Below are 18,747 nucleotides of genomic sequence, written 5' to 3'. Positions count from 1 at the left end.
ATGATGTGGGTGTGATGAAATAATCTATCCGATCAGGCGGTGGCGCGGAACGCGGCGCCGTCGTTGCAAAGCGATGCTGCCAAGTGCAGCGAGCAAAAGAGTGCCGGCAAGCGGCTCTGGCACGGTGGCAATAAGTACGATGTCATTACCACCATACAGGGAGTCACTGCCGAAGTTCGCGTCATAGAAGAGGGCGAAGTCCACGCCGTCAACGGTCACCTTGTAACCCTGATGGAAGGGGGCTTCCTCTGTGGTGTAAAGAAGGCCGGTCCAGTCCCAGACCTCGCTGTTGGCGAAGCTCCCGTTGACCGCCCAGGAGCCGCCGTTGGTGCTGATCCAGTAGCGGGTGTTGTCTTCCCGATCCTCGAGGGTGCCTTGAAACACACCGCCAAGATTGACCTCTGCATCCAGGGTCAGACCGTTGGCAACGACCATGCGGTCAGACGCTCCTATGCCGCCGCCAACCTGGGCACCGAGCTGGACGAAGTAGCTGCTGCCCTGGGCAAAGTTGACCGTGTTGGTGAAGGTGATGGTGCCCAATCCGTTTCCGGTGAGCTTGGCATCTGCCCCAGGGGACAGCGTGCCGTTGATGATGATCTCGCCAGCGGCAGTGCCGGTACCGCCGAAGGTGGCTCCGCTGGCCACGGTGACTTTGGAGTTGGCCAGCGATCCGGTGAGCAGCAGCATTCCGGCGTTGATGTTGGTGTCACCTGTGTAAGTGCTGGCTCCGCCCAACCTCCAGGTGCCGGTGCCGGTCTTGTTCACTGTCGTGTTGCCACCTGTCTGGGTGATGGCCATGTTGAAGGTGTTGTTTCCTTGGTTTGTGCCGGTGAAGGTGACCTGGCGATTGCCGCTTGCTTCAAAGAAGTCAGGGGAGCTGGAACGGGTGAAGGAGAGGGTGGCGTCGATGGTGGAGCCGGAGGCATCGATGAACGCGCCGCCAGTGGTGCTTACGCGGATGGCGCGATCGGTGGTCTGGGCGGTGCTGCCCGTGTACTGCAAGGTGCCGCCCCGGAAGATGAGTCCCACGTCGCTGGCGGCGTTGTCCGCAGCTCGATTGCCGATGCTGCTGTTCTCACCGAGGTTGCCGATCTTGGCGACGTTCAGGACGCCCTGAGCGAGGACGGTAAAGCCGCCGTAGGTGCTGTTCGTGCTGGTGAGATATTGAATGCCGGTCCCCGTCTTGATGAGGTCATCCGCCTTGGTGGCACCTGTGCCAACAATCAGCCCTGCGAAGGTGCCGTCGCGATTGCCGCTGCCCAGGGTGAGGGTGAAGGTTTGCAGGTCCACCTTGCCCCCGGTGGTGCCGCCACCGCCGAGTGCGCCGATGGTTTCACTGGCATCCAGGCGGAGGGTGGCCGTGGCTTCATCCGCCAGATTGACGAGGCTGCTGTTGCCTATGCCCAAGCCGCGTGTGGCCAGGATGCCCTGGAGGATGTTGGTGTCGCCCGTGTAAGTGCTCTCCGAGGAGGTGCCAGTGAGGTTGGCCAGGATCCATGTGCCGATGCCGGTCTTGTTGAGCGTGGTCTTCCCGGTGGAGGCGTTCTGGTCGGTGAGCTGGAGGCTGAAGGTGTTGTTTCCTTGATTGCTGCCGGTCAGCGTGAGCTGGCGGGCTCCAGGGTTCTCATAGAGGTCTGGCGAGTTGGCGGCAGTGAAGCTGAGGGTGGCGTCGATGTTGGAGCCGGAGGCATCGATGAAAGCTCCGCCCGTGGTGCTGATGCGGATGGCCCGATTGGTGCTTTGAGCTGTGCTGCCGGTGTACTGGAGTGTCCCCCCTCTGAACAAGAGGCCGATCCGGTCTGTGCCAGTGGGGCCTTCAGCGGACTGCCTGATGCCCAGGCTGCTGGCCACACCGTAGTCGGCGAGGGCTGCGACATTCAGAATGCCGCTCTGGAGAATGGTGGTGCCGGTGTAGGTGTTGTTGGTGTTGGCGATGTACCAGGTGCCAGACCCTGCCTTGGTGAGAGTGGTCTTGTTGACGTCCTGATCGGTGAGCTGGAGGTGGAATTCATTGCGCCCTGTGTTGCTGCCCGTCAGCGTGAGGGTGCGGGCACCGACCCCTTCGAACAGGTCCGGCGAACTGGTGGCGGTGAATTTGAGGGTGGCATCCACGGTGGAACCGGAGGCATCAATGGTGCCGCCTGCGGTGCCGATACGAATGGCGCGGTTGGTGGTCTGGGCCGTGGCCCCGACGTACTGCAGTGTGCCGCCGCGGAAGACCAGGCCCACATCGCCTGCGGCATCTGCAGCGCGATTGCCCAGGCTGCTGGTGGTGCCGTAGTCCGCGAACTTCGACACCCCCAGGATGCCCGCTTCAAGATAGGTGATGCCAGCGTAGCTGGAGCCGGTGTTGCTGAGATGGATGGTGCCAGCGCCGGATTTGACCACGTTGCCGCTGCCGCTGATGGCGACGCTGAGGGTCTCTGCCACTACGGTGGTGTTCGTGTGTTGGAGATTCAGCGTGGCGTTGTTGACGATGGCGCTGGCCCAGTGGGTGATGGCCCGTGTGTTGTTGTAGTACACTGCCCCGCTCGTGCGGATGAGAAGCGTGCCGCCGCTGATGGTGGTGGTGCCGGTGTGAATGAGAGCGCCTTCCAGGATCTGGGTGCCCGTGCCTTTCTTTTCGAGTGAAAGGGCACTGGTGGTCCCGCCATTGCGCAAGATTCCGCCATTGAAGTGGTAGGAATCCGATCCCGCTACATCAAGGATGAGCGTGGAGAGCCGGTTGGTTCCGGATTCCGTGGCCTGCACGAGCGTGGTGGTGCCGGTGGCCTGGAGTCCGCCAATGGTCTCGGTGCGACCTTCAAGAATGAGTTTGGCCCCGTTGGAGAGGGTGACGATGGCCGTATTGGCGATCTGCTCATCATTGGCCAGGATGATGTTCGCGCCGTGGGCGGTGGCAGCGATGTTGCTTGCGATGGCGTTGACCCCGGCCGATTTGGCAAGGAAGAGGGCACCTGAGGACAGGGTGGTGGTGCCGGTGTAGGTATTGGCAGTTGTACCCGTGAACCGGAATCCGGCGGAGTAGTCACCCGCGGCGCTGGCGAGCGCCAGGTTGAAGTTCCCGCTGATGACGCCGTTGACTACCAGCGCCCGTCCGGCACCCACCGTCCAGCTCTGGTTCGCATCCAAGGCGAGCGCATGGTTCAGGGTGACGCTATGGGAACCGGCCTCCACCACGATGCCACTGGCCCCCACAGTGAGGACCTTGCTCCCACCGTCATTGATGACCAGGGAGGAGGGGGTGGTGACCGCGGCGAAATTCAGCCCCAGGAGTGAGACATTGTCTGCCAACGTCAGGGTGGTGAGGACACCGTTGCCAAACTGCCCGACATCCGCTGACGTGGGAGCGATGGGCGCGCTGCCGTCATCCACCCAGTCGGCTGCGGTCTGGGTGATGTTGGCGGTGCCGTTCTTCAAGACGGTGGCGGCCGGCAGCGCCATTCCAGAGGCCAGCAGGGTCCCCAGACCTGCGGCCAGGGACAGGGCACGCATGCGGAACCGGGCTGTGGAGGGTGGGGGGCTGGCTGCGAGAGGGGAGGGAGCCATGGAGGTGAAGAAGCAGAGGGAAGCGGGAGCCGTGGAGCGGGCGCGGCGGTTATTTGGACGACGTTGCGGCAGGGGCGGGGGTGCTGTCGTCCAGTCTGAAAACGGGAAGGTTCTGCCACTCGAGCTGGAAGCCGTCGCGAGACTCGGAGAAGGCCTTGATGTGAGCCCGGTCTTCCGTGCTCAGACGGCGGGTCACGAAGGGGGGCAGGATGGGAGAGCCGTCGCTGCGGACGTTGTACGCTGTGCGGCGATTCTCCACCATAAGGAGGCCCCCCATCTGGCTGCCGACTCGTTCACCCACAACGATGTCAATCCTGGTGGGACCGTTCAACGCCACCCACTTGCCTGCGTAAGCCTTGCCGTTGAGCACGGTCTGAGTGCCAAAGGGCTGGCGGAGCGTGGGATCCGGGCGGGGCTCGCCAGCATTGATCATCTCATCACGAGAGCCGTCCAACACAGGGTGTCCGTTGATGTACACCGCCAGGGCATCGTCAAAGTAGCCGACAAAGCGCCATTCCCCGCTGGTGGGGGGCGTGACCACGCCGCTGTAGTGGGCGACCCAGCCCGTGGGTTGCATGGATTGCTCCGCCCCCAGGGTCCAGGGGGCGAGGTCCGCCTCCTCCACGGGCATGGCGAGGTAGGCGAAGCGCCGCTGGAGCGGGGGCACTTGGAAATAACCCTGCACCTCCCCGGTGGGGAAGCCCGCCGCGCCCAGCGCCTTCACCTTTTGGAAATAACTTTCGGCGTCAAACGGGATGTCCCGCTTCTGAGGATCCTGCTTGAAGTCATAGACGATCCCGGGCAGGCCGGCTCCGTTGCCCAGATTGCAGAAGTCGCCATGAGCAGTGCGCGGGCTGGGAGTGTCAGGAGCGGCTGAGACGGGTGCCTGCTGGTCCATGGTATTGCGCAGTTGCTGCACTGTCTGCGGCTGGGTGAAGAACTGGCGGCGGCCGCTGGTCACGGCACCGGGGGGCGAGCCATCGCCGGGCATGGTCAGGGCCTCGCCCTTGGTGAGGCTGCGATGACTGCCCTGACGCTTGGGGGTGATCACCACCGCCCCCAGGTACACCTGCACCTCTGCGGAGCCGTCGGCATCCACGTCCACACCGAACTCGGTGCCATGGTCAACAATCTTGCCCGCAGGTGTCACCACGGTGAAGCCCTTGCCCTCCGGGGAGACCATGGCCAGGACCCTGCCGTGATCGAGCCGCAGTTCCTGCGCTGAAGTGAACCGGAACGTGGCCGGACCTTCCACGATGACGCGGTTGCCTGTGGCCGTCTGGAAGCCTACGGCCCCAGTCTGGATGTGTTGCATCTTTCCTCGTACCGCGGTGGGGCCGCTCCATTCCGTTCCCTGGGAAGTGATCACTGTGGCAAAGGGCGCACGATCCTCCTGCATCACCCACCAACCCAAGGTGAAGATCAGGATCAGGGCGGTGGCGATGGTGGCGCCAATCCAGGTCAGGCGTTTGTTCCTGATTGCCCTGGCCAGTCTTTCCTCCCGGGTGCCCGCAGCTGCCACGGCCAGCGCGGAGTCCACGTTGAGCATCTCGGCAAAATCCCGTCGTGCCGCCGGATCGTGGCGCAGGCGCTCATTCAGCATCCGGCGGTCATCCGCGTTCATCTGGCCCGCCAGGTAGCGGCCCAGCAGGGCATCCCAGGGGTCATTGGGCCGGTTCATGACCAGACCCTCCCCATGGGACCACGTTGAATGCACTCCAGCAGCAGGCGTCGCACCCGGTGGAGCCATTGATAGAAGCCCGCCACCGTCCGTCCACTCTGCTGGGCCACGGTCTGGATGGAGACGCCCTCTTCGTAGGCGAGCATGAGAAGGTCCCGCTGGCCGGCGTTCATCTTCGCCAGGCAACCTTCCAGGGCCTGGCGCTGCAGGTGCAGGCGGGGCTCTTCCTGCACGGTTTCTTCCGCCAGCCGCTCCAGGACATCGTCGTCCAGCACGAGGCGGTCCCGCCCTTTGTCCCTGCGCCAGGAGAGCACCTCGTAGCGGGCGATTCCAAAGGCCCACGCGCGGAAGTCACCGTTCTCGCGGAAAGTGGCAAATTTCTCCCAGAGGACCACCGCGACTTCCTGCATCACGTCATCCGCATCGGCACGGGAGGGCACCAGCCGCCGGACGTAGGCCCGGATGGCCATCTCGTGCGCGGTAAAGACCCGCAGGAATCGGGTATGCCGCTCTGTTTCACCAGGTAACATGAGAAAGTGGATATGGAGTGATCTCCACTTGCGGCCCGCATTTAACGGTAAAAAGCAAAATAGTTTTGAGTGAGAGGGTGCGACCCACTGCGCTGGAGACGCCAGACATGAATGCCGGCGCAGGCTTGTCCGTGCCCACTGTGGTCAAGGATCGTGGGACGTTTGATGCGTGAGCGGGGCTGGGAACCCCCGCCTCCTGTGCCTGGAGACAAGTGGTGAGGTGACTTGGCCGCGGAGTACAGGAGGCGGGGTCTCCGGCCCCGCGGTTTGTTGGATGGGCGGAGCGGGAAGGGATCGTGGGACGTTTGATGCGTGAGCGGGGCTGGGAACCCCCGCCTCCTGTGCCTGGAGACAAGTGGTGAGGTGGCTTGGCCGCAGAGTCGAGGATGCGGGTCTCCGGCCCCGCAGTGTGTGGCGTGGGCGGAGCGGGGAGGGAATCGAGGGACGTTTGGGGCGTGGGCGGGGCTGGGAACCCCCGCCTCCTGTACCAAGAAACAAGTGTCGAGGAGACTTGGCCGCGGAGTAAAGGAGGCGGGGTCTCCGGCCCCGCGGTATTGCGGGTGATCGGAGCGGGAAGGGGCTCAAGGGACGCTTGGGGCGTGAGCGGCCAGAAGAAAGGTCTGGTTGTCAACGATCCGGACGCATGTCTGCATGGCCTTGGAGGATCTGTTGTTGGGGGATCGAACCTGCTTCCGTCCGCCGGGCTACGGCACGATCGTCACCGGTGTGCCCATGGGTGTAGCTTCATAGAACTTCTCCGCCATTCTGCCTGGCAGGCGGATGCAGCCATGGGAGGCAGCGTAGCCTGGGAGATAGCCCTGGTGCATGCCGACACCGCCGTAGATGCGCATGAAGTAGTTCATCTTGGCCCCTTCGAACCGGGTTCCAGCTGGACGGGGATGTTTGCGGTTGTCCACGTTCTGCACGATGACGTTGCCGTCGTAGTCCTCGTAGTCGCCGTAGATGGAGGACTTGTGATCAATGTCCTTTTCAATGATGCGATAGCGCCCTGGGCGGGTGGAGTAGCCTTCTCTCCCGGATGAAATGGGAGAGCCGCCGGCGAGTTCGCCACCTTTGTAGAAATAGACCATCTGCTCGCCAAGATCGATGCGGATGGAGGGTGCGCCGGTCATGTCATCGGCGTCCCAGAACGAGCCGTCGCGACGCATCAGGGCCATCAGTTTGGCAGGCAGCTTGCGAACGTCCTGGAGCTTCTTCTTCCCGTACAAGAATGCCGACTGGGCCGGGGGGGTGGGGGACGTGCTGGTGTAGGTGCTGCAGCCGGTGCCGGTCAGCAGCAGGGCTGCGGTGCCACAGAGAATGAAGATGCGGAGGGCGGGGGGGTTCATGTCAAGAAAGTGGGCAGCTCAGACGACCTTGGTCACATCGGACGGGGATACCGGTGGGCCGAGGGTCTTGCGCAAAAAGTACTGCGTGTGCCCGGCTGGGAATCCTTCCAAGGAGCCGTAGATGACATAACCAAGTTTCTCGTAGAGAGGGATGGCACCAAAGTCGAAGGAATCGAGCCGGGCATGACGGCAGCGTTCATTGATGGCACAGGCTTCGGCCAGCTCCAGCAGCTCGCGGCCGAAACCGTGTCCGCGAAAGGTTTCCTCGACCCACAAGAGGTCTATCTGCAGCCAGTCCCAGGCAATGGAGCCCAGGAGCCCGCCCCGGATGATGCCATCTCCGTCACGCATCACCAGATTGAGGGGGCGGTAGTTCCGCGGCGGGGAGTGCCGTTCGCCTGAAAGCGCCAGTTGGTTGAAGAGTTCCTGAACCTCGTCTGAGCCCAGTTCGGGCTCAATGCTGATCAATGCAGACGGTGCGGCGGCGGACGGGGAGGCAGGATTCATGGAGCAGTGGACTGCGGCAGGCTGGCGGATAAGAAACTTGCCACCCGCGATTCATACTCGGAAGTGGCAAAGCGGTGCAAGTTCACATGCGCAGCTCCGGGAATTTCCCAGAACTCCTTGGGACCGGGGGCATGGTCATAGATGGCGCGGCCTTCCCCGATCTGGGCATGCAGGTCCTTGGCTCCGTGGATGACCAGCAGCGGGCAGGGCACGCGGTGGGCGGCGGCCACCGGGCTCAGTTCTGCCAAGTTCAGGCCCTGCAGCCACTCTGCCTGGAGGGTGAGCAACGGATGCAAGGGACGGGCCCAGGTGCCGAAGCGCATTTCCAGCCGATTGGCCACGGCAGTGGGGACATCAGCAAAGACCGCCTCCACCACGATGGCCTGGGGAGGATGTTCATAGCGGGCCAGCAGTGCGGCGACTCCGCCGAGGGAACTGCCGATGACTGCGACGGGGGTGCCGGGGAACTCCCGCTGCAGCCAGGCGACGGCGGCGGCGGCGTTTTGAGATTCCAAGTGCCCCATGGTGATGTGCTCGCCCGCGCTCTCTCCATGAGCCTGGAGATCAATACAGAGAGTGTGGTACCCCAGCATGGACAGGAAACGAGCCCGGCCAACCATGCTCTGCCGGTCTGACCGGATGCCGTGCATGAGCAGTACGGAACCGCGTGCCGTCGAGGTGCCGGGGGCGCGTAGCAGCCAGCCAGCCACGGGGGCCTTTCCTACGCCGGGGAGGGTGACGGATTGCGCGGGATAGCTGGCAGGTGGCGGGCCGATCTTGGCCGGAGCGGGTGCAGCCAGGTCTCTGCCAATCCAAAGCAGGAATCCTGCTGCTGCGAGCGAGGCAAAGATGAAGGCCGCGACGATGCGGAGAAGCCAGCGACGAGGCATAGAGTGTGGAGAAGAGAAGCTGATGAGCCCATCTGCTCTTATGCGGTGCGCCCCAGCAGGGCGAGCATCCGTCCCGTTTTGCCCTTCTCCACCCGATAGCTGTAATACAGAGCGGGGGCTGAGGAGGTGCAGACACCATCATCGTGCACGTTCTCCGGACGGACGCCGGCGGCGATGGCCTGCTGGCGGATGTCGGAGGCAAAGTCCACTTCGTAAACCGGTGGCCGGATGCAGGGCGAAAGCTGCACAATGACGTTCTCCGGCCGTGTGCCAAACTCCTGCTGCATGGTGGCGAGGGCTTCGCCAGTGATGTTGAGCTCCGTGCCCTTCCGCCCGGAATGGACGATGCCAAAGGCGCCGGAGACGGGATCGGCAAAGTACACGGCCCCGCAGTCGGCCACATAGATGCCCAGAATGATGCCGGGAGTGTTGCAGACCAGCCCATCTGTATTCGGCACGGCTTCAGGGCTGGCGGCGGAGACGACCGCCACCTGGTTGCCATGCACTTGGTTGGCGGTGGCAAACTTGGCCACGGGGAACCCGAGTTCTGCGACCACTTCGTGATGCCAGCTGGTCAGGCGGCGGAGCGCCTCCTCGCGGTCCACGGTCACTTCAATCTCGGGATGGCGCAGGGTGAAGGCGTTCCGGAATCGGGGCAGGGCGTTCAGCGCGGGGAAGGTGACCCAAGAGGATGACGAGAGTGAGGAGGGGGATTCCATACAGATGGGGGAAGGTGGCGAGGATGGGGAGGTGCCGCCAAATGAATTTTCGAGACTCTGGAGTATGCCTGTAGTGACTCCAGTGTATCCACAAAAAAGCGGCGTCACCCCGCGAAGGGAGACGCCGCTGAAGGAGAACCGGGGCGCGATCCGATTAAGGAGTCGGGACGCTGGCGATCGTCTTCAGGATGCGGGAAGCGATCTGGTAGGGGTCACCCTGGGAGTTCGGACGGCGGTCTTCGAGGTAGCCCTTGTAGCCGCTGTTGATGAAGCTGTGCGGGATGCGGATGGACGCGCCGCGGTCAGCCAGACCGTAGGTGAACTTGTCGATGGACTGCGTTTCATGCAGGCCGGTGAGGCGGAGGTGGTTGTCCGGACCGTACACGGCGATATGCTCGTCCATGTGCTTCTGGAACGCTGCCATGAGGGCCTCAAAGTAATCCTTGCCGCCCACCGAGCGCATGTACTCGGTGGAGAAGTTGGAGTGCATGCCGGAGCCGTTCCAGTCGCCCTTGATCGGCTTGCAGTGGTACTCAACGTCCACACAATACTTCTCACAGAGGCGGTTCAGGAGGTAGCGGGCGACCCAGACGTCGTCAGCGGCTTTCTTGGAGCCCTTGCCGAACACCTGGAACTCCCACTGGCCCTTGGCCACTTCGGCGTTGATGCCTTCGTGGTTGATGCCGGCGTCGAGGCAGAGGTCGAGGTGTTCTTCCACGATCTGGCGGGCCACATCGCCCACGTTCTTGTAGCCCACACCCGTGTAGTACGGGCCCTGGGGTGCGGGATAACCGTCCTCGGGGAAGCCCAGGGGGCGGCCGTCCTGATAGAGGAAATATTCCTGCTCAAAGCCAAACCAGGTGCCAGCGTCGTCGAGAATGGTGGCGCGGTGGTTGGTCGGGTGGGGGGTGACGCCATCAGGAAGCATGACCTCGCACATCACGAGCACACCGTTCTTGCGGGTGGTGTCGGGATACACGGCGACGGGCTTGAGCACGCAGTCAGAGCTCTTGCCTTCTGCCTGCTGGGTGGAGCTGCCGTCGAAACCCCAGTTTGGGAGCTCTTCAAGTTTTGGAAAGCTGGCGTATTCTTTGATCTGAGTCTTGCCGCGAAGATTCGGCACGGGCGTGTAACCGTCGAGCCAGATATATTCCAGTTTGTACTTGGCCATGGATTTTATGCTTGTGATGTTAGGGTTGGTTGTGCCTTGAGGGCAAATTCCCGCAGGAATTCCAATGACGGCTCCCGTGGATATCGCTCTTCGATGAAGCATATCCCGTGCCATGTGCAATTAAAAATAGATGCAAAAGGCACCTTTTATGTCGTCGATGAAGACATCTTCACAACTGCATCTTGCGACCGCCATGCCAAAGTGGAATGGTGAGAACCAATGCACGAAGTCAAAGACACCGCCAGGGCTAGCGTTCGCATCGGGTATGACGGGCGGGTGCACAAGGTATTTCGCGGGCACCTGGCGAAGGAGAGGTTTGAGAATGAGGTGAAGGTGCTGAGGTATCTGGAAGAGCGGGGGTGCGACTTTGTGCCCCGCGTGCTGGAGGCGGAACCCGAGGGGTTGCGACTGGTCACCACCAACTGCGGGGCGCGTGTGGAGCGCATGTCGGAAGGCCGGATGAAGGAGGTCTTTGCGGAACTGGAGCAGTACGGCGTGCGTCACGAAGATGCCTTCCTGCGCAACATCACCTACCGGGCCTCTGATGGTCGTTTTTGTGTGATTGACTTTGAGTTCGCCACCTTGCTAGATGGGGAGTCCTCAGCCTCTGCTCCTGCGCTTCCTCAGTCTTCATGATAGAACCTGCTCCTGAATCCACTCCTCTCCGCCTCCGCTGGTCTGGCATGACGCACCGCGGCCGGGTGCGCGTGAACAACGAGGACACGTTTCTGGCTCTCACCTTCGATGCCCACGAGGTGCGCTACCTCGGGAAGATTGGAGAATCCACCCTGGCCGAATCTGACTTCATCTTTGCGGTGAGCGATGGCATGGGCGGGGCCAAGTCTGGGGAGTTCGCGAGCCGGATTGCGGTGGAGAAAATCACGCGTTTGCTCCCCCGGAGCTTCAAGTTTTCTGCGCAGCGTCTGGTGCCGGGCTTTGCCGATATTCTCACACTTCTTTTCGACAACATTCACACGGAACTCACCCGGATGGGAAGGGTGTACGATGAGTGTGCCGGCATGGGGGCGACCCTCAGCCTGGGTTGGTTCACTCCAGGGTGGATGTACTTTGGTCATCTGGGGGACAGCCGGATCTACTACTTCCCCAAGGACGGGGAGATGACACAGGTAAGCCATGACCACTCCCACGTGGGATGGCTCCGCCGCACCGGCAAGATCAATGAGCGGGAGGCGAGGACGCATCCCCGCCGGAATGTGCTCCAGCAAGCGCTGGGGGCGGGGCATCAACTGCTCGATCCTCAAGTAGGCGCGGTGAGCTGCCAGGCGGGGGACCGCTTTCTGTTTTGCACAGATGGGCTCATGGACGGGCTGTGGGATCGTGCGATCAAAGACCTCGTGATGACGCCGTCGCCCGCCCAGCGGGAGCTGCCCGTGGCGCAGCTCCTGGTGGAGAACGCTCTGGCGGAATCTGGGAAGGACAACATCACTGCACTGATGGTGGAGATGCTGTAAGTTCGGGGCGGCAGGAGCTGCTTGTGTTCATCCCCCAGATGGTATCTGTTGTCGGTAATGAGCAAGACTGTCTGTCCCATGTGCGAGATGAATGAAGTCCTGGAGCACTCCGACCATCTGGAGTGCCTGACCTGTGGTCATGAATGGCCGCGGGAGGCGGATCTTGAGGCAGATGTTCCGGATGCAGAACGGGTCGTTAAAGATGCCTATGGCAACGTGCTGGCGGACGGGGATATTGTCGCCATGATCAAGGACCTGAAACTGAAGGGGTCGTCAGAGGTGCTGAAAGTGGGCACCAAATCAAAGCCCATCCGTCTGGTGGACGGTGACCACGAGATCTCCTGCAAGATGGATGGCATCTCGATCGGTTTGAAAGCCTGTTTTGTGAAGAAGGTGATGGCGTGAGTCTGGCCCGGAAATGGAGGGGCCCGGTTTGCCTGATTGTGGGGCATTAACCCTCGGATCTTTGCCGAGGGGGGGCTTGCCTGTAGGTCGGTGCACGGGGTGCGCTCAAGTGCCCCATGAGACTTGGTCCCTTCATGGGTGAAGGCTCAGAGACGGAGACTCTGATTTGGCTCCGTGGGCGGACATCACGGCGCTGGGGTGAAACGGGCCGAGATGGAGCTTCTGAATGTGGCTCTTCAGTTCCGATTCGTTGGCGGGGATGTAGAGGAGATGGTCAGATCGCATGAACTCGCGCCAGTATCGATGGCGCTCACTGAGCTCGGCGTCATCCTGGTCCTCTGTCGCATCGGTGGGGTACTCCTCTGTAAGGAAGATGGGATGGATGGGCTTGTGGAACCTGGAGGCGAGGTTTCCCTCCAGGGCGTGGAGGTAGATCTGCTCCCGTGAAGGGGGGAGGCCCTGCAGAAAAGGGGTGGTCTGGTAGCCGATGATTTGTATGACCATGTCTGCCGCCTGGATCTGTTGCTGCACCTCCTCTGCGCCTGCACCATTGGGGCTGATCACTGGCAGCAGCACCCGACATCCCCGCTTGGCCAGCAACTCCGCCACTTGACGGCGGGCGCTGTCCAGGTCCCGCGTAGGCGCGGAAAGATAGATGACCGGAGAGGAGGTCATGCCGAAGTAGGCTAAAGAGTTATTTGCCTTCTGGCAAGATAAGTTTTTCTTATACGTGTCTCATTTGTTTGGTTTCTATCATCAACGAGATTTATACGGGCGGATGCTGTCCCCGGGTGCCCGCAGATGAGGAACTTTAAGCGGGAAGTTTCCAGGGGGTGCGATACTCACGGCCAAGAAGTTTCGCAGCCGCGGAGTCATTTAGGAGCTGCTCAGCGGCGGGATCCCATTTCAGGGGGCGATTCTCCATCAAGGCGATCAGGGCCAGGTGCCCTGGGATGGCGCTGTGGTGGGCGGTGGTGACTGGCGTGATGGTGGGCTGGCGCGACTTGACGCAGTCCAGGAAATTCCGGTGATGGCCGGGGGAGCGGTAGAGGGGGGACTTGATGATGTCCTCTCCCAGCTTGGGGGCTGCGTAGGCCTCCACCACCTTGCCATCCTTGTCGCGTTTCTGGATTTTCCGCCGCAGTTCGTCCTTGGAGGCATCGTACCCACTCCGGTCCACCCACACCCAGCCGTCGGTGCCGATCCATTTGGTGCCGCTGCGGATGTCTGGATGACCGCCGGCAATGGTCATGGTGATGCCGTTGGCGTACTTTGCCTCGGCGCGGTACCGGGTGGCGGTGTTCCACACGGCATCTTTGGGCGGGAAATCAGCACCGATCGGGATCACCTCGTTTGGGCCGGTGTTGTCGCAATCCATGCCCCAGTGGGCGATGTCGCAGTGGTGGCCGATCCAGTCTAGAAGCTGGCCGCCGCCGATGTTGTAGTTCCAGCGCCAGTTCTTGTGCACCCGGGCCTCGATGTAGGGCTCCATCTGGGCGGGGCCGATCCACATTTCATAGTCCAGGTCAGCGGGGGGTGGGGTGATCTGGGTTTTGTCCCCAGTCTTGGCGAAGTCGTTGTGTCCGGAGGGCAGTCCCACCTCTACACTGGTGATCCTGCCGATGAGACCGTTGCGGACGACCTCGGCCGCGATGCGGAAGTCGTCGCGTGAGCGCTGCCAGGAGCCAGTCTGCCAGATGCGGTTGTTGGCCTGTACGGCTTTCACGATGGCCTGTTGCTCGTGAATGGTTCGGGCCAGGGGCTTTTCACCGTAGATGTCTTTGCCGTTTTTGGCGGCCTCGATGGCGGTGAGGGCATGCCAGTGGTCGGGTACGGCCAGCATGACGGTGTCGATGTCCTTGCGGGCCATCACTTCCCGATAGTCATGATAGGCTCTGCAATCCTGATTTTTGTAGGTTTCGTTGATGGTCTTCAGCGCTGCATCCAGGCGTCCTTTGTCAAGGTCGCACGCGGCCACGATCTGGCAGTCGGTCTCGTTGAGGAAGCTCTTGGCGTTGCTCGGCCCCATCATGCCCCAGCCGATGACCGCCATGGTGATGCGGTTGGACGGAGCATTCTGCCCAAAGACGCTGGAAGGGACGATCGTGGGGAAGCCAAAGGTGGCGGCTGCGGCTGCGCCAGACTGGAGGAACCGGCGACGTGAGGTGGCGGTGTGCGGTGTGGTCATGAAGGCCATCACGCGAGGCCCCGACGAGTTCTTGCAGCGACAAAGCCGGCTCATGCTGAAACATTTGTCTTGCGTGTGAGGACGGCTGACTGAGGTTTTCCCATGAATCAATTTCGAGCACTGTTTGTGGTCATGCTGCTGGCTGTGGCGGGCATGGGTGCCTGGGTATGGCAGACCAAGGAAAAGCTCTGGCAGGCCCAAAAGTCCCTGCAGCAGGCAGAGGCGATCAAGCTGAGTGAGTTGAAAGCCCAGGCGGACCGGCATCGTGTGGAGCTGACGGCGCGTTCCAAGGAGCATGATGAGGCCATCCTGGCGATCAACGCAGACTGGGAGGGCAGGCTGGACAATCTGCGGAAGGAGGAGCGCCAGCGGATGAGCGGGGCATTTGAGCAATTTGGGGATATCCTGGACGGGAGCAAGAAGACTCTGGACTACCTCAACACCCTGGAACAGAAGGTGAAGGCGGGGCAGGAAGTCTCAAAAGCCGAGAACCAGCGCCTGGCGGTCATTGCCACCGGGCTGGGCTATTTGCAGAAGCAATATCAAAAGCCGTTTCAGGAGTTTACCGAGCTGGAGGCCTACCTCTCCAAACGGGCCAGTGCCAGCGTGGAGACGCCGGACATGAAGAACGCGTTTTGGAAGCGGATGTTCAGCAGGGAGTTCCGGGAGCAGGAGCGGGAGTTCTACCGCACGGAAGGGGAGCGGCGTGGGTTTCAGGAGGCAAGTGCCAAGTTCAACACGGCCTACAAGGCGGCGCAAAAGCAAATGGACGCGGTGGACCTGAACTTCACCAAGGCTCTGCACGACCTCAACCTCGCGGTGAAGGAGAAGAAGACTGAGGATCTGAGCGAGTTTTTCGCGCAGGCCCGGAAGGCGCTCGCCACCCATCAGAAATTGTTGGAGTTCGAGCCGGAGGTGCCGAAGCCGGAGGCGGGGTCGGTGAAGCCGTAGGGATTTTTCAGTTTCAGTTTTCAGTTTTCAGTTTTCAGTGGGGCGAGGAAAGGTTGAGAGTGGCTCGTCGAGCTTTTGGGGTGTCGCGATTTTTTCCAAACCGGGATTGACGGGGAAAGTGTACGTGGTAACTGGTTGAAATATTTTTCCAGTGGCAATCAATTTGGGCAAGGATCACGAGGCTGGGGCTTCACTCTTTCGGGTGAAACTGCCAGGAGGTGTTCAAGGGCCGTTCACGATGAACTTCATCGAGGGTATGGTATTGGCCGGAGTCTTTCCCCAAGGCGTGGAGTTCCAGGGAATAAGTGAAGGTGCTGATTGGCAGCCACTGCCGTCCGAGCCAGATCTGAGGGCGGGCGTGGGAAGCAAAGTGCCTGCGGTCACCTACCGAAAACGCAGGAGTGCGTGGCCGCTGGGGATTGTTCTCATCCTGGCCATCATCGGGCTTGGCATCCTGGTGGCAGACAAGAGTAGTCCGGCGGACATTCCGGAGAAGGACCGGATTAAGGTGTCCCGCTCTGCGACGCCTGCTTCTTCAAGCAATGTCCCCACTCCAGGGGAAGACGTCTATACCGACGCCACTGGCCGATCCTATCGACTGTCCCGCGAGGACTACAATCGCTTGTATCAAGTGAAGATGCGTTTGAACACCATGGAGCGTACGATCGAGGAGAAGGCGAAGAAGCTGAAGGCGACTCAGGATGAGGTTGACTTGAAGAAGAAGTCCCTAAGTCCCTCTGATACGGCTGCTGTCGATGCCTACAACCAACTGGTAGCCCTAACTAAGAAGCTGGACGCCGAGTTGGAGAGTGAATTGCGGGTTTTCGAAGTTGAGGCTCCTGCGTTCAACAAGGAGCTGGAGCGCGTGGGGAGGCCTATTCGCTAGCGAGTTGGTCAGGTGAACGCGTAGTTCAAATTTCTATCCAGGTATACATGAGCACTTTGCAATCAGGGAATGACGAAGTGGAAGAGTGGAATCTTGGCGAGGCCATGGCTGCGCCAATGTTCGCGCAATGGAAAGAGGTGCTGGACTCCAACGAAAAGGGCACCCAACGATTTGAACACATCAAGTCCGTCATCCTGCCGCAGCTTCCTGCCTTGATCGCGGCTCAAAAACCCAATGCACCGATTGCCCGGGAGTTCATGGATAGAACGTCGATTGGGTTAACCATGTTTGCCACCCGCGTGTACAAAGCGGAGCAAGATGGTGTGACGGCGATCGCAGCGCTGAGGATTGCCCGGAAACTGGTCATTAGTGATGAGGGGGTGCAGTTGATCGAGGGCGGCCTGGCTGCGCTTGCTTCTTCGGACAAAAAGGAATTGTGCTGGTCTTGCGGAGCGAACTCGCATCTTCCGAGTGCGCGTGAGGTGGAGATGTATCGCAAAAAAGCTGGAGGAGGGAATGGAGTGCTCGACTACGAAACGACAACGATCCCCGTGCCGCGATGCGAGCCCTGCAAGAACAAGGATCAATCCTCCGCCGTTACCTTGATCGTGGTTCCCTTGGTGGCCCTGGTCGTGGGAGTGTTTAGCGGGAATACCTATGGCGGCGGAGGCTTCTTTCTCGGTGGAATTTGCGGTGGGCTTGTCGGCTTTGGCATGTTCTTCTTGATCGCGGCGATCATGGACTCGATTGATCAGGGTGATCCCGAGCATCCCCTCGTCAAAGAGCGCCTCGATACCGGGTGGCTATGTGGTTCTCCTCCTGAACCGGAGGGTAAGGATACTTGATCGAGGGGGTGGAAGACGGCTGCCGGTGGATCGGTCGTGCGTTCGTGCGGCGGCTGAGCCGGTTGGAACAACCGGACTACGCCTGCTGAGTTGTTGGGGAATAGCCCGGATGTGTCATCCGGTCAGGCAGCGAAGAGATGGTGTGGAGACATGGAAACGGACGGCAAGCCAACCGGTGGTAAGTGCATTGGTTCCGCGGTCACGAAACTCTACTGACCCGATGGTGTCGTGAGAGTCTTGGTTGGGTGGATCGTGTTGACGGATTCTATATCCAAAGGAGTTGCAGGGGTTGACATTGTTCCATGGGATAGTATGTGGATGAAAATATTTCCAAGTGTCGATCAACATAAACAAATCAGTTCCCCAACCTGGTTCGCCGAAGTACTTCGTCCAACATGACGGCAAGGAACAGGGCCCCTTCGGCATGAACTTTGTGGAGGGGATGGTGCTGGCAGGTGTGTTTCCCGGTGGCGTCTTGGTCAGGGAATCGAGTTCCAATGAATGGAAGCCTGTCGTCTCTTCTATGGCCAGGCTAAAGGAGATCAAGAAACCCCACTCGGCCGGACAAATGGGTCTTCCCAGATGCTGGAAGGGGGCGATTGTCTTGATCGTCATCATGATGGCCGTGGGAGCCTGCTTCAAGCTGCTGTGGCTAAATGATGACAAAAATGGTGGGAGAAGGGCAAGCCTCACACCGACTTCGGATGCGTTGTGGGCCATTGGCACACAAGCTCATCGTGGGCCATGCGGTCCGGCATTGACGACTGACGACACCCGTTTCGACCGAGTATGAACCATCCTTCCACGCAGGGCGGTGCCCAAGACGCCCAGGCAACCTTTGAACGGGAAACTGCTCCCCTCATCAACGCGCTTGAGGCGATTCTTCAGAGCCGTGAGGTGACGAGAGCAAAATGGGGAAAGATCAAGGGATCGGTCTTGCCCAGAATGCCGGAGCTGATGGCAAAGTTTGGTGCGGATTCCGACGCAGCAGATGAGCTGTCGGAGATGGTCTCCATAGGGTTGTACATGCTGGCGAACCATTGTTTGCAAACAGGTCAAGACTTGGTCGTTGCAGAAGAGGCCCTGGCTACAGCGAGCAAGCTAACAACGAGTGATGCTGGTGCGGCAAGGATTCAGGAAGCGATGGATCATCTGGCCAGCAAGCGGAATCAGTCGACGTGCTTTTTTTGCGGCACAGAGCCTGCAGACCCAACCTGCGCACGCTCGATTTACATGTGCGGTGATATCGTGAAGGAATATGGACGGGTGGATTTTAAACGAATTAGCGTCGCCGCAGCGCGATGTGCGAAGTGCAAGGGACACGAATCAATGGTAAAACGCGCGGGTCTCACCGTCTGGGGCGCAGGTTTGCTGATTGGAATCGGCGTGGGTTGGAACATGGGGGGTGAGGGGCCTTTGGGCGCAACTGTCATAGGCTTCCTTGCTGGATTCCTCTGTTATAACTTTATCAGTATCTTCTGCAGGCCAGTGCACATGAAGGATGAGGACGACCATCCAGAAGTGAAGCGACTGAAAAACGCTGGCTGGCAATTGGGATATCGGCCCCGATAGCGGGCATTGTGCACTTTCTAGGCACGGGAAGT

Annotated in this window: 18 protein-coding genes; 7 read left to right on the top strand and 11 right to left on the bottom strand. The window is 60.7% G+C overall.

What is annotated here, in order from left to right; all coding sequences use genetic code 11:
• Nucleotides 1-24: 24 nt before the first annotated feature.
• From VSP_RS21360 to VSP_RS21325, 8 genes are all read right to left on the bottom strand, one after another.
• Nucleotides 25-3,549 (bottom strand): beta strand repeat-containing protein, encoded by a 3,525-nt coding sequence (locus VSP_RS21360; RefSeq protein ID WP_009963242.1) that lies wholly within the window; start codon nucleotides 3,547-3,549, stop codon nucleotides 25-27.
• 49 nt (nucleotides 3,550-3,598) lie between these two features.
• Nucleotides 3,599-5,230 carry a FecR domain-containing protein gene (locus tag VSP_RS21355; RefSeq protein WP_009963241.1) on the bottom strand — a complete coding sequence of 544 codons (1,632 nt, stop codon included), beginning with the start codon at nucleotides 5,228-5,230 and terminating at the stop codon, nucleotides 3,599-3,601.
• The gene (locus VSP_RS21350) at nucleotides 5,227-5,760 is read right to left on the bottom strand and encodes a sigma-70 family RNA polymerase sigma factor (RefSeq protein WP_029190647.1); all 534 of its coding nucleotides are present in this window, start codon (nucleotides 5,758-5,760) and stop codon (nucleotides 5,227-5,229) included. Before VSP_RS21350 ends, VSP_RS21355 begins: the two co-directional genes overlap by 4 nt.
• Nucleotides 5,761-6,464: 704 nt before the next feature.
• Entirely contained in the window at nucleotides 6,465-7,109 is a 645-nt protein-coding gene (locus VSP_RS21345) for a L,D-transpeptidase family protein (RefSeq protein WP_009963239.1), read from the bottom strand.
• A gap of 18 nt (nucleotides 7,110-7,127) precedes the next feature.
• Entirely contained in the window at nucleotides 7,128-7,616 is a 489-nt protein-coding gene (locus tag VSP_RS36580) for a GNAT family N-acetyltransferase (protein ID WP_009963237.1), read from the bottom strand.
• On the bottom strand, nucleotides 7,613-8,506 hold the full coding sequence (locus VSP_RS21335) for an alpha/beta hydrolase (protein ID WP_009963236.1): 894 nt from the start codon (nucleotides 8,504-8,506) through the stop codon (nucleotides 7,613-7,615). The genes VSP_RS36580 and VSP_RS21335 overlap by 4 nt, the downstream gene beginning before the upstream one ends.
• 38 nt (nucleotides 8,507-8,544) lie before the next feature.
• Nucleotides 8,545-9,225 (bottom strand): purine nucleoside phosphorylase YfiH/LACC1 family protein, encoded by a 681-nt coding sequence (locus VSP_RS21330; protein ID WP_009963235.1) that lies wholly within the window; start codon nucleotides 9,223-9,225, stop codon nucleotides 8,545-8,547.
• 154 nt (nucleotides 9,226-9,379) lie between these two features.
• The gene (locus tag VSP_RS21325; protein ID WP_009963234.1) at nucleotides 9,380-10,396 is read right to left on the bottom strand and encodes a glutamine synthetase beta-grasp domain-containing protein; all 1,017 of its coding nucleotides are present in this window, start codon (nucleotides 10,394-10,396) and stop codon (nucleotides 9,380-9,382) included.
• Nucleotides 10,397-10,615: 219 nt separating this feature from the next.
• On the opposite strand from VSP_RS21325, the gene VSP_RS21320 reads away from it, so the two are divergent.
• Genes VSP_RS21320 through VSP_RS21310 form a run of 3 tightly spaced genes read left to right on the top strand, consistent with a single transcriptional unit; the run spans nucleotide 10,616 to nucleotide 12,273 of the window.
• Nucleotides 10,616-11,032 carry a BUD32 family EKC/KEOPS complex subunit gene (locus tag VSP_RS21320; RefSeq protein ID WP_009963233.1) on the top strand — a complete coding sequence of 139 codons (417 nt, stop codon included), beginning with the start codon at nucleotides 10,616-10,618 and terminating at the stop codon, nucleotides 11,030-11,032.
• Entirely contained in the window at nucleotides 11,029-11,868 is an 840-nt protein-coding gene (locus VSP_RS21315) for a PP2C family protein-serine/threonine phosphatase (protein WP_009963232.1), read from the top strand. The genes VSP_RS21320 and VSP_RS21315 overlap by 4 nt, the downstream gene beginning before the upstream one ends.
• A gap of 57 nt (nucleotides 11,869-11,925) precedes the next feature.
• Entirely contained in the window at nucleotides 11,926-12,273 is a 348-nt protein-coding gene (locus VSP_RS21310; RefSeq protein ID WP_044133623.1) for a zinc ribbon domain-containing protein YjdM, read from the top strand.
• A 132-nt stretch (nucleotides 12,274-12,405) separates the two neighbouring features.
• Here VSP_RS21310 and VSP_RS21305 read toward each other — a convergent pair whose 3' ends face one another.
• Together VSP_RS21305 and VSP_RS21300 are read right to left on the bottom strand one after the other, a co-directional pair.
• Complete coding sequence (locus VSP_RS21305) at nucleotides 12,406-12,948, bottom strand: hypothetical protein (RefSeq protein ID WP_009963230.1); 543 nt, start codon at nucleotides 12,946-12,948, stop codon at nucleotides 12,406-12,408.
• 136 nt (nucleotides 12,949-13,084) lie between these two features.
• Entirely contained in the window at nucleotides 13,085-14,461 is a 1,377-nt protein-coding gene (locus VSP_RS21300; protein WP_044134703.1) for a Gfo/Idh/MocA family protein, read from the bottom strand.
• A 102-nt stretch (nucleotides 14,462-14,563) separates the two neighbouring features.
• Between VSP_RS21300 and VSP_RS21295 the strand changes: the two genes are divergently transcribed.
• The 3 genes from VSP_RS21295 to VSP_RS21285 all read left to right on the top strand — a co-directional run bounded on the left by VSP_RS21295 (nucleotide 14,564) and on the right by VSP_RS21285 (nucleotide 17,143).
• Nucleotides 14,564-15,412: a hypothetical protein gene (locus VSP_RS21295; protein ID WP_009963228.1), complete on the top strand. Its 849-nt coding sequence runs from the start codon at nucleotides 14,564-14,566 to the stop codon at nucleotides 15,410-15,412.
• Nucleotides 15,413-15,650: 238 nt separating this feature from the next.
• On the top strand, nucleotides 15,651-16,298 hold the full coding sequence (locus VSP_RS21290; RefSeq protein ID WP_156345683.1) for a hypothetical protein: 648 nt from the start codon (nucleotides 15,651-15,653) through the stop codon (nucleotides 16,296-16,298).
• Between the two features lie 47 nt (nucleotides 16,299-16,345).
• Complete coding sequence (locus VSP_RS21285; protein WP_009963225.1) at nucleotides 16,346-17,143, top strand: hypothetical protein; 798 nt, start codon at nucleotides 16,346-16,348, stop codon at nucleotides 17,141-17,143.
• A 114-nt stretch (nucleotides 17,144-17,257) separates the two neighbouring features.
• Here VSP_RS21285 and VSP_RS43135 read toward each other — a convergent pair whose 3' ends face one another.
• On the bottom strand, nucleotides 17,258-17,761 hold the full coding sequence (locus tag VSP_RS43135; RefSeq protein ID WP_198141207.1) for a hypothetical protein: 504 nt from the start codon (nucleotides 17,759-17,761) through the stop codon (nucleotides 17,258-17,260).
• A 171-nt stretch (nucleotides 17,762-17,932) separates the two neighbouring features.
• Between VSP_RS43135 and VSP_RS21275 the strand changes: the two genes are divergently transcribed.
• Nucleotides 17,933-18,715, top strand: coding sequence for a hypothetical protein (locus VSP_RS21275; RefSeq protein ID WP_009963223.1), 783 nt, complete (start codon nucleotides 17,933-17,935; stop codon nucleotides 18,713-18,715).
• The last annotated feature ends 32 nt before the right edge of the window (nucleotides 18,716-18,747 follow it).

This window comes from Verrucomicrobium spinosum DSM 4136 = JCM 18804, from assembly GCF_000172155.1.
GTDB lineage: Bacteria > Verrucomicrobiota > Verrucomicrobiia > Verrucomicrobiales > Verrucomicrobiaceae > Verrucomicrobium > Verrucomicrobium spinosum.
This window is presented reverse-complemented; position numbering and strand designations above follow the sequence as displayed.

Bases quoted from the DNA above. Each gene is read 5' to 3' on its own strand.
- VSP_RS21360 (WP_009963242.1), bottom strand. From the start codon at position 3,549: ATGGCTCCCTCCCCTCTCGCAGCCAGCCCCCCACCCTCCACAGCCCGG.
- VSP_RS21355 (WP_009963241.1), bottom strand. From the start codon at position 5,230: ATGAACCGGCCCAATGACCCCTGGGATGCCCTGCTGGGCCGCTACCTG.
- VSP_RS21350 (WP_029190647.1), bottom strand. From the start codon at position 5,760: ATGTTACCTGGTGAAACAGAGCGGCATACCCGATTCCTGCGGGTCTTT.
- VSP_RS21345 (WP_009963239.1), bottom strand. From the start codon at position 7,109: ATGAACCCCCCCGCCCTCCGCATCTTCATTCTCTGTGGCACCGCAGCC.
- VSP_RS36580 (WP_009963237.1), bottom strand. From the start codon at position 7,616: ATGAATCCTGCCTCCCCGTCCGCCGCCGCACCGTCTGCATTGATCAGC.
- VSP_RS21335 (WP_009963236.1), bottom strand. From the start codon at position 8,506: ATGCCTCGTCGCTGGCTTCTCCGCATCGTCGCGGCCTTCATCTTTGCC.
- VSP_RS21330 (WP_009963235.1), bottom strand. From the start codon at position 9,225: ATGGAATCCCCCTCCTCACTCTCGTCATCCTCTTGGGTCACCTTCCCC.
- VSP_RS21325 (WP_009963234.1), bottom strand. From the start codon at position 10,396: ATGGCCAAGTACAAACTGGAATATATCTGGCTCGACGGTTACACGCCC.
- VSP_RS21320 (WP_009963233.1), top strand. From the start codon at position 10,616: ATGCACGAAGTCAAAGACACCGCCAGGGCTAGCGTTCGCATCGGGTAT.
- VSP_RS21315 (WP_009963232.1), top strand. From the start codon at position 11,029: ATGATAGAACCTGCTCCTGAATCCACTCCTCTCCGCCTCCGCTGGTCT.
- VSP_RS21310 (WP_044133623.1), top strand. From the start codon at position 11,926: ATGAGCAAGACTGTCTGTCCCATGTGCGAGATGAATGAAGTCCTGGAG.
- VSP_RS21305 (WP_009963230.1), bottom strand. From the start codon at position 12,948: ATGACCTCCTCTCCGGTCATCTATCTTTCCGCGCCTACGCGGGACCTG.
- VSP_RS21300 (WP_044134703.1), bottom strand. From the start codon at position 14,461: ATGACCACACCGCACACCGCCACCTCACGTCGCCGGTTCCTCCAGTCT.
- VSP_RS21295 (WP_009963228.1), top strand. From the start codon at position 14,564: ATGAATCAATTTCGAGCACTGTTTGTGGTCATGCTGCTGGCTGTGGCG.
- VSP_RS21290 (WP_156345683.1), top strand. From the start codon at position 15,651: ATGAACTTCATCGAGGGTATGGTATTGGCCGGAGTCTTTCCCCAAGGC.
- VSP_RS21285 (WP_009963225.1), top strand. From the start codon at position 16,346: ATGAGCACTTTGCAATCAGGGAATGACGAAGTGGAAGAGTGGAATCTT.
- VSP_RS43135 (WP_198141207.1), bottom strand. From the start codon at position 17,761: ATGATGACGATCAAGACAATCGCCCCCTTCCAGCATCTGGGAAGACCC.
- VSP_RS21275 (WP_009963223.1), top strand. From the start codon at position 17,933: ATGAACCATCCTTCCACGCAGGGCGGTGCCCAAGACGCCCAGGCAACC.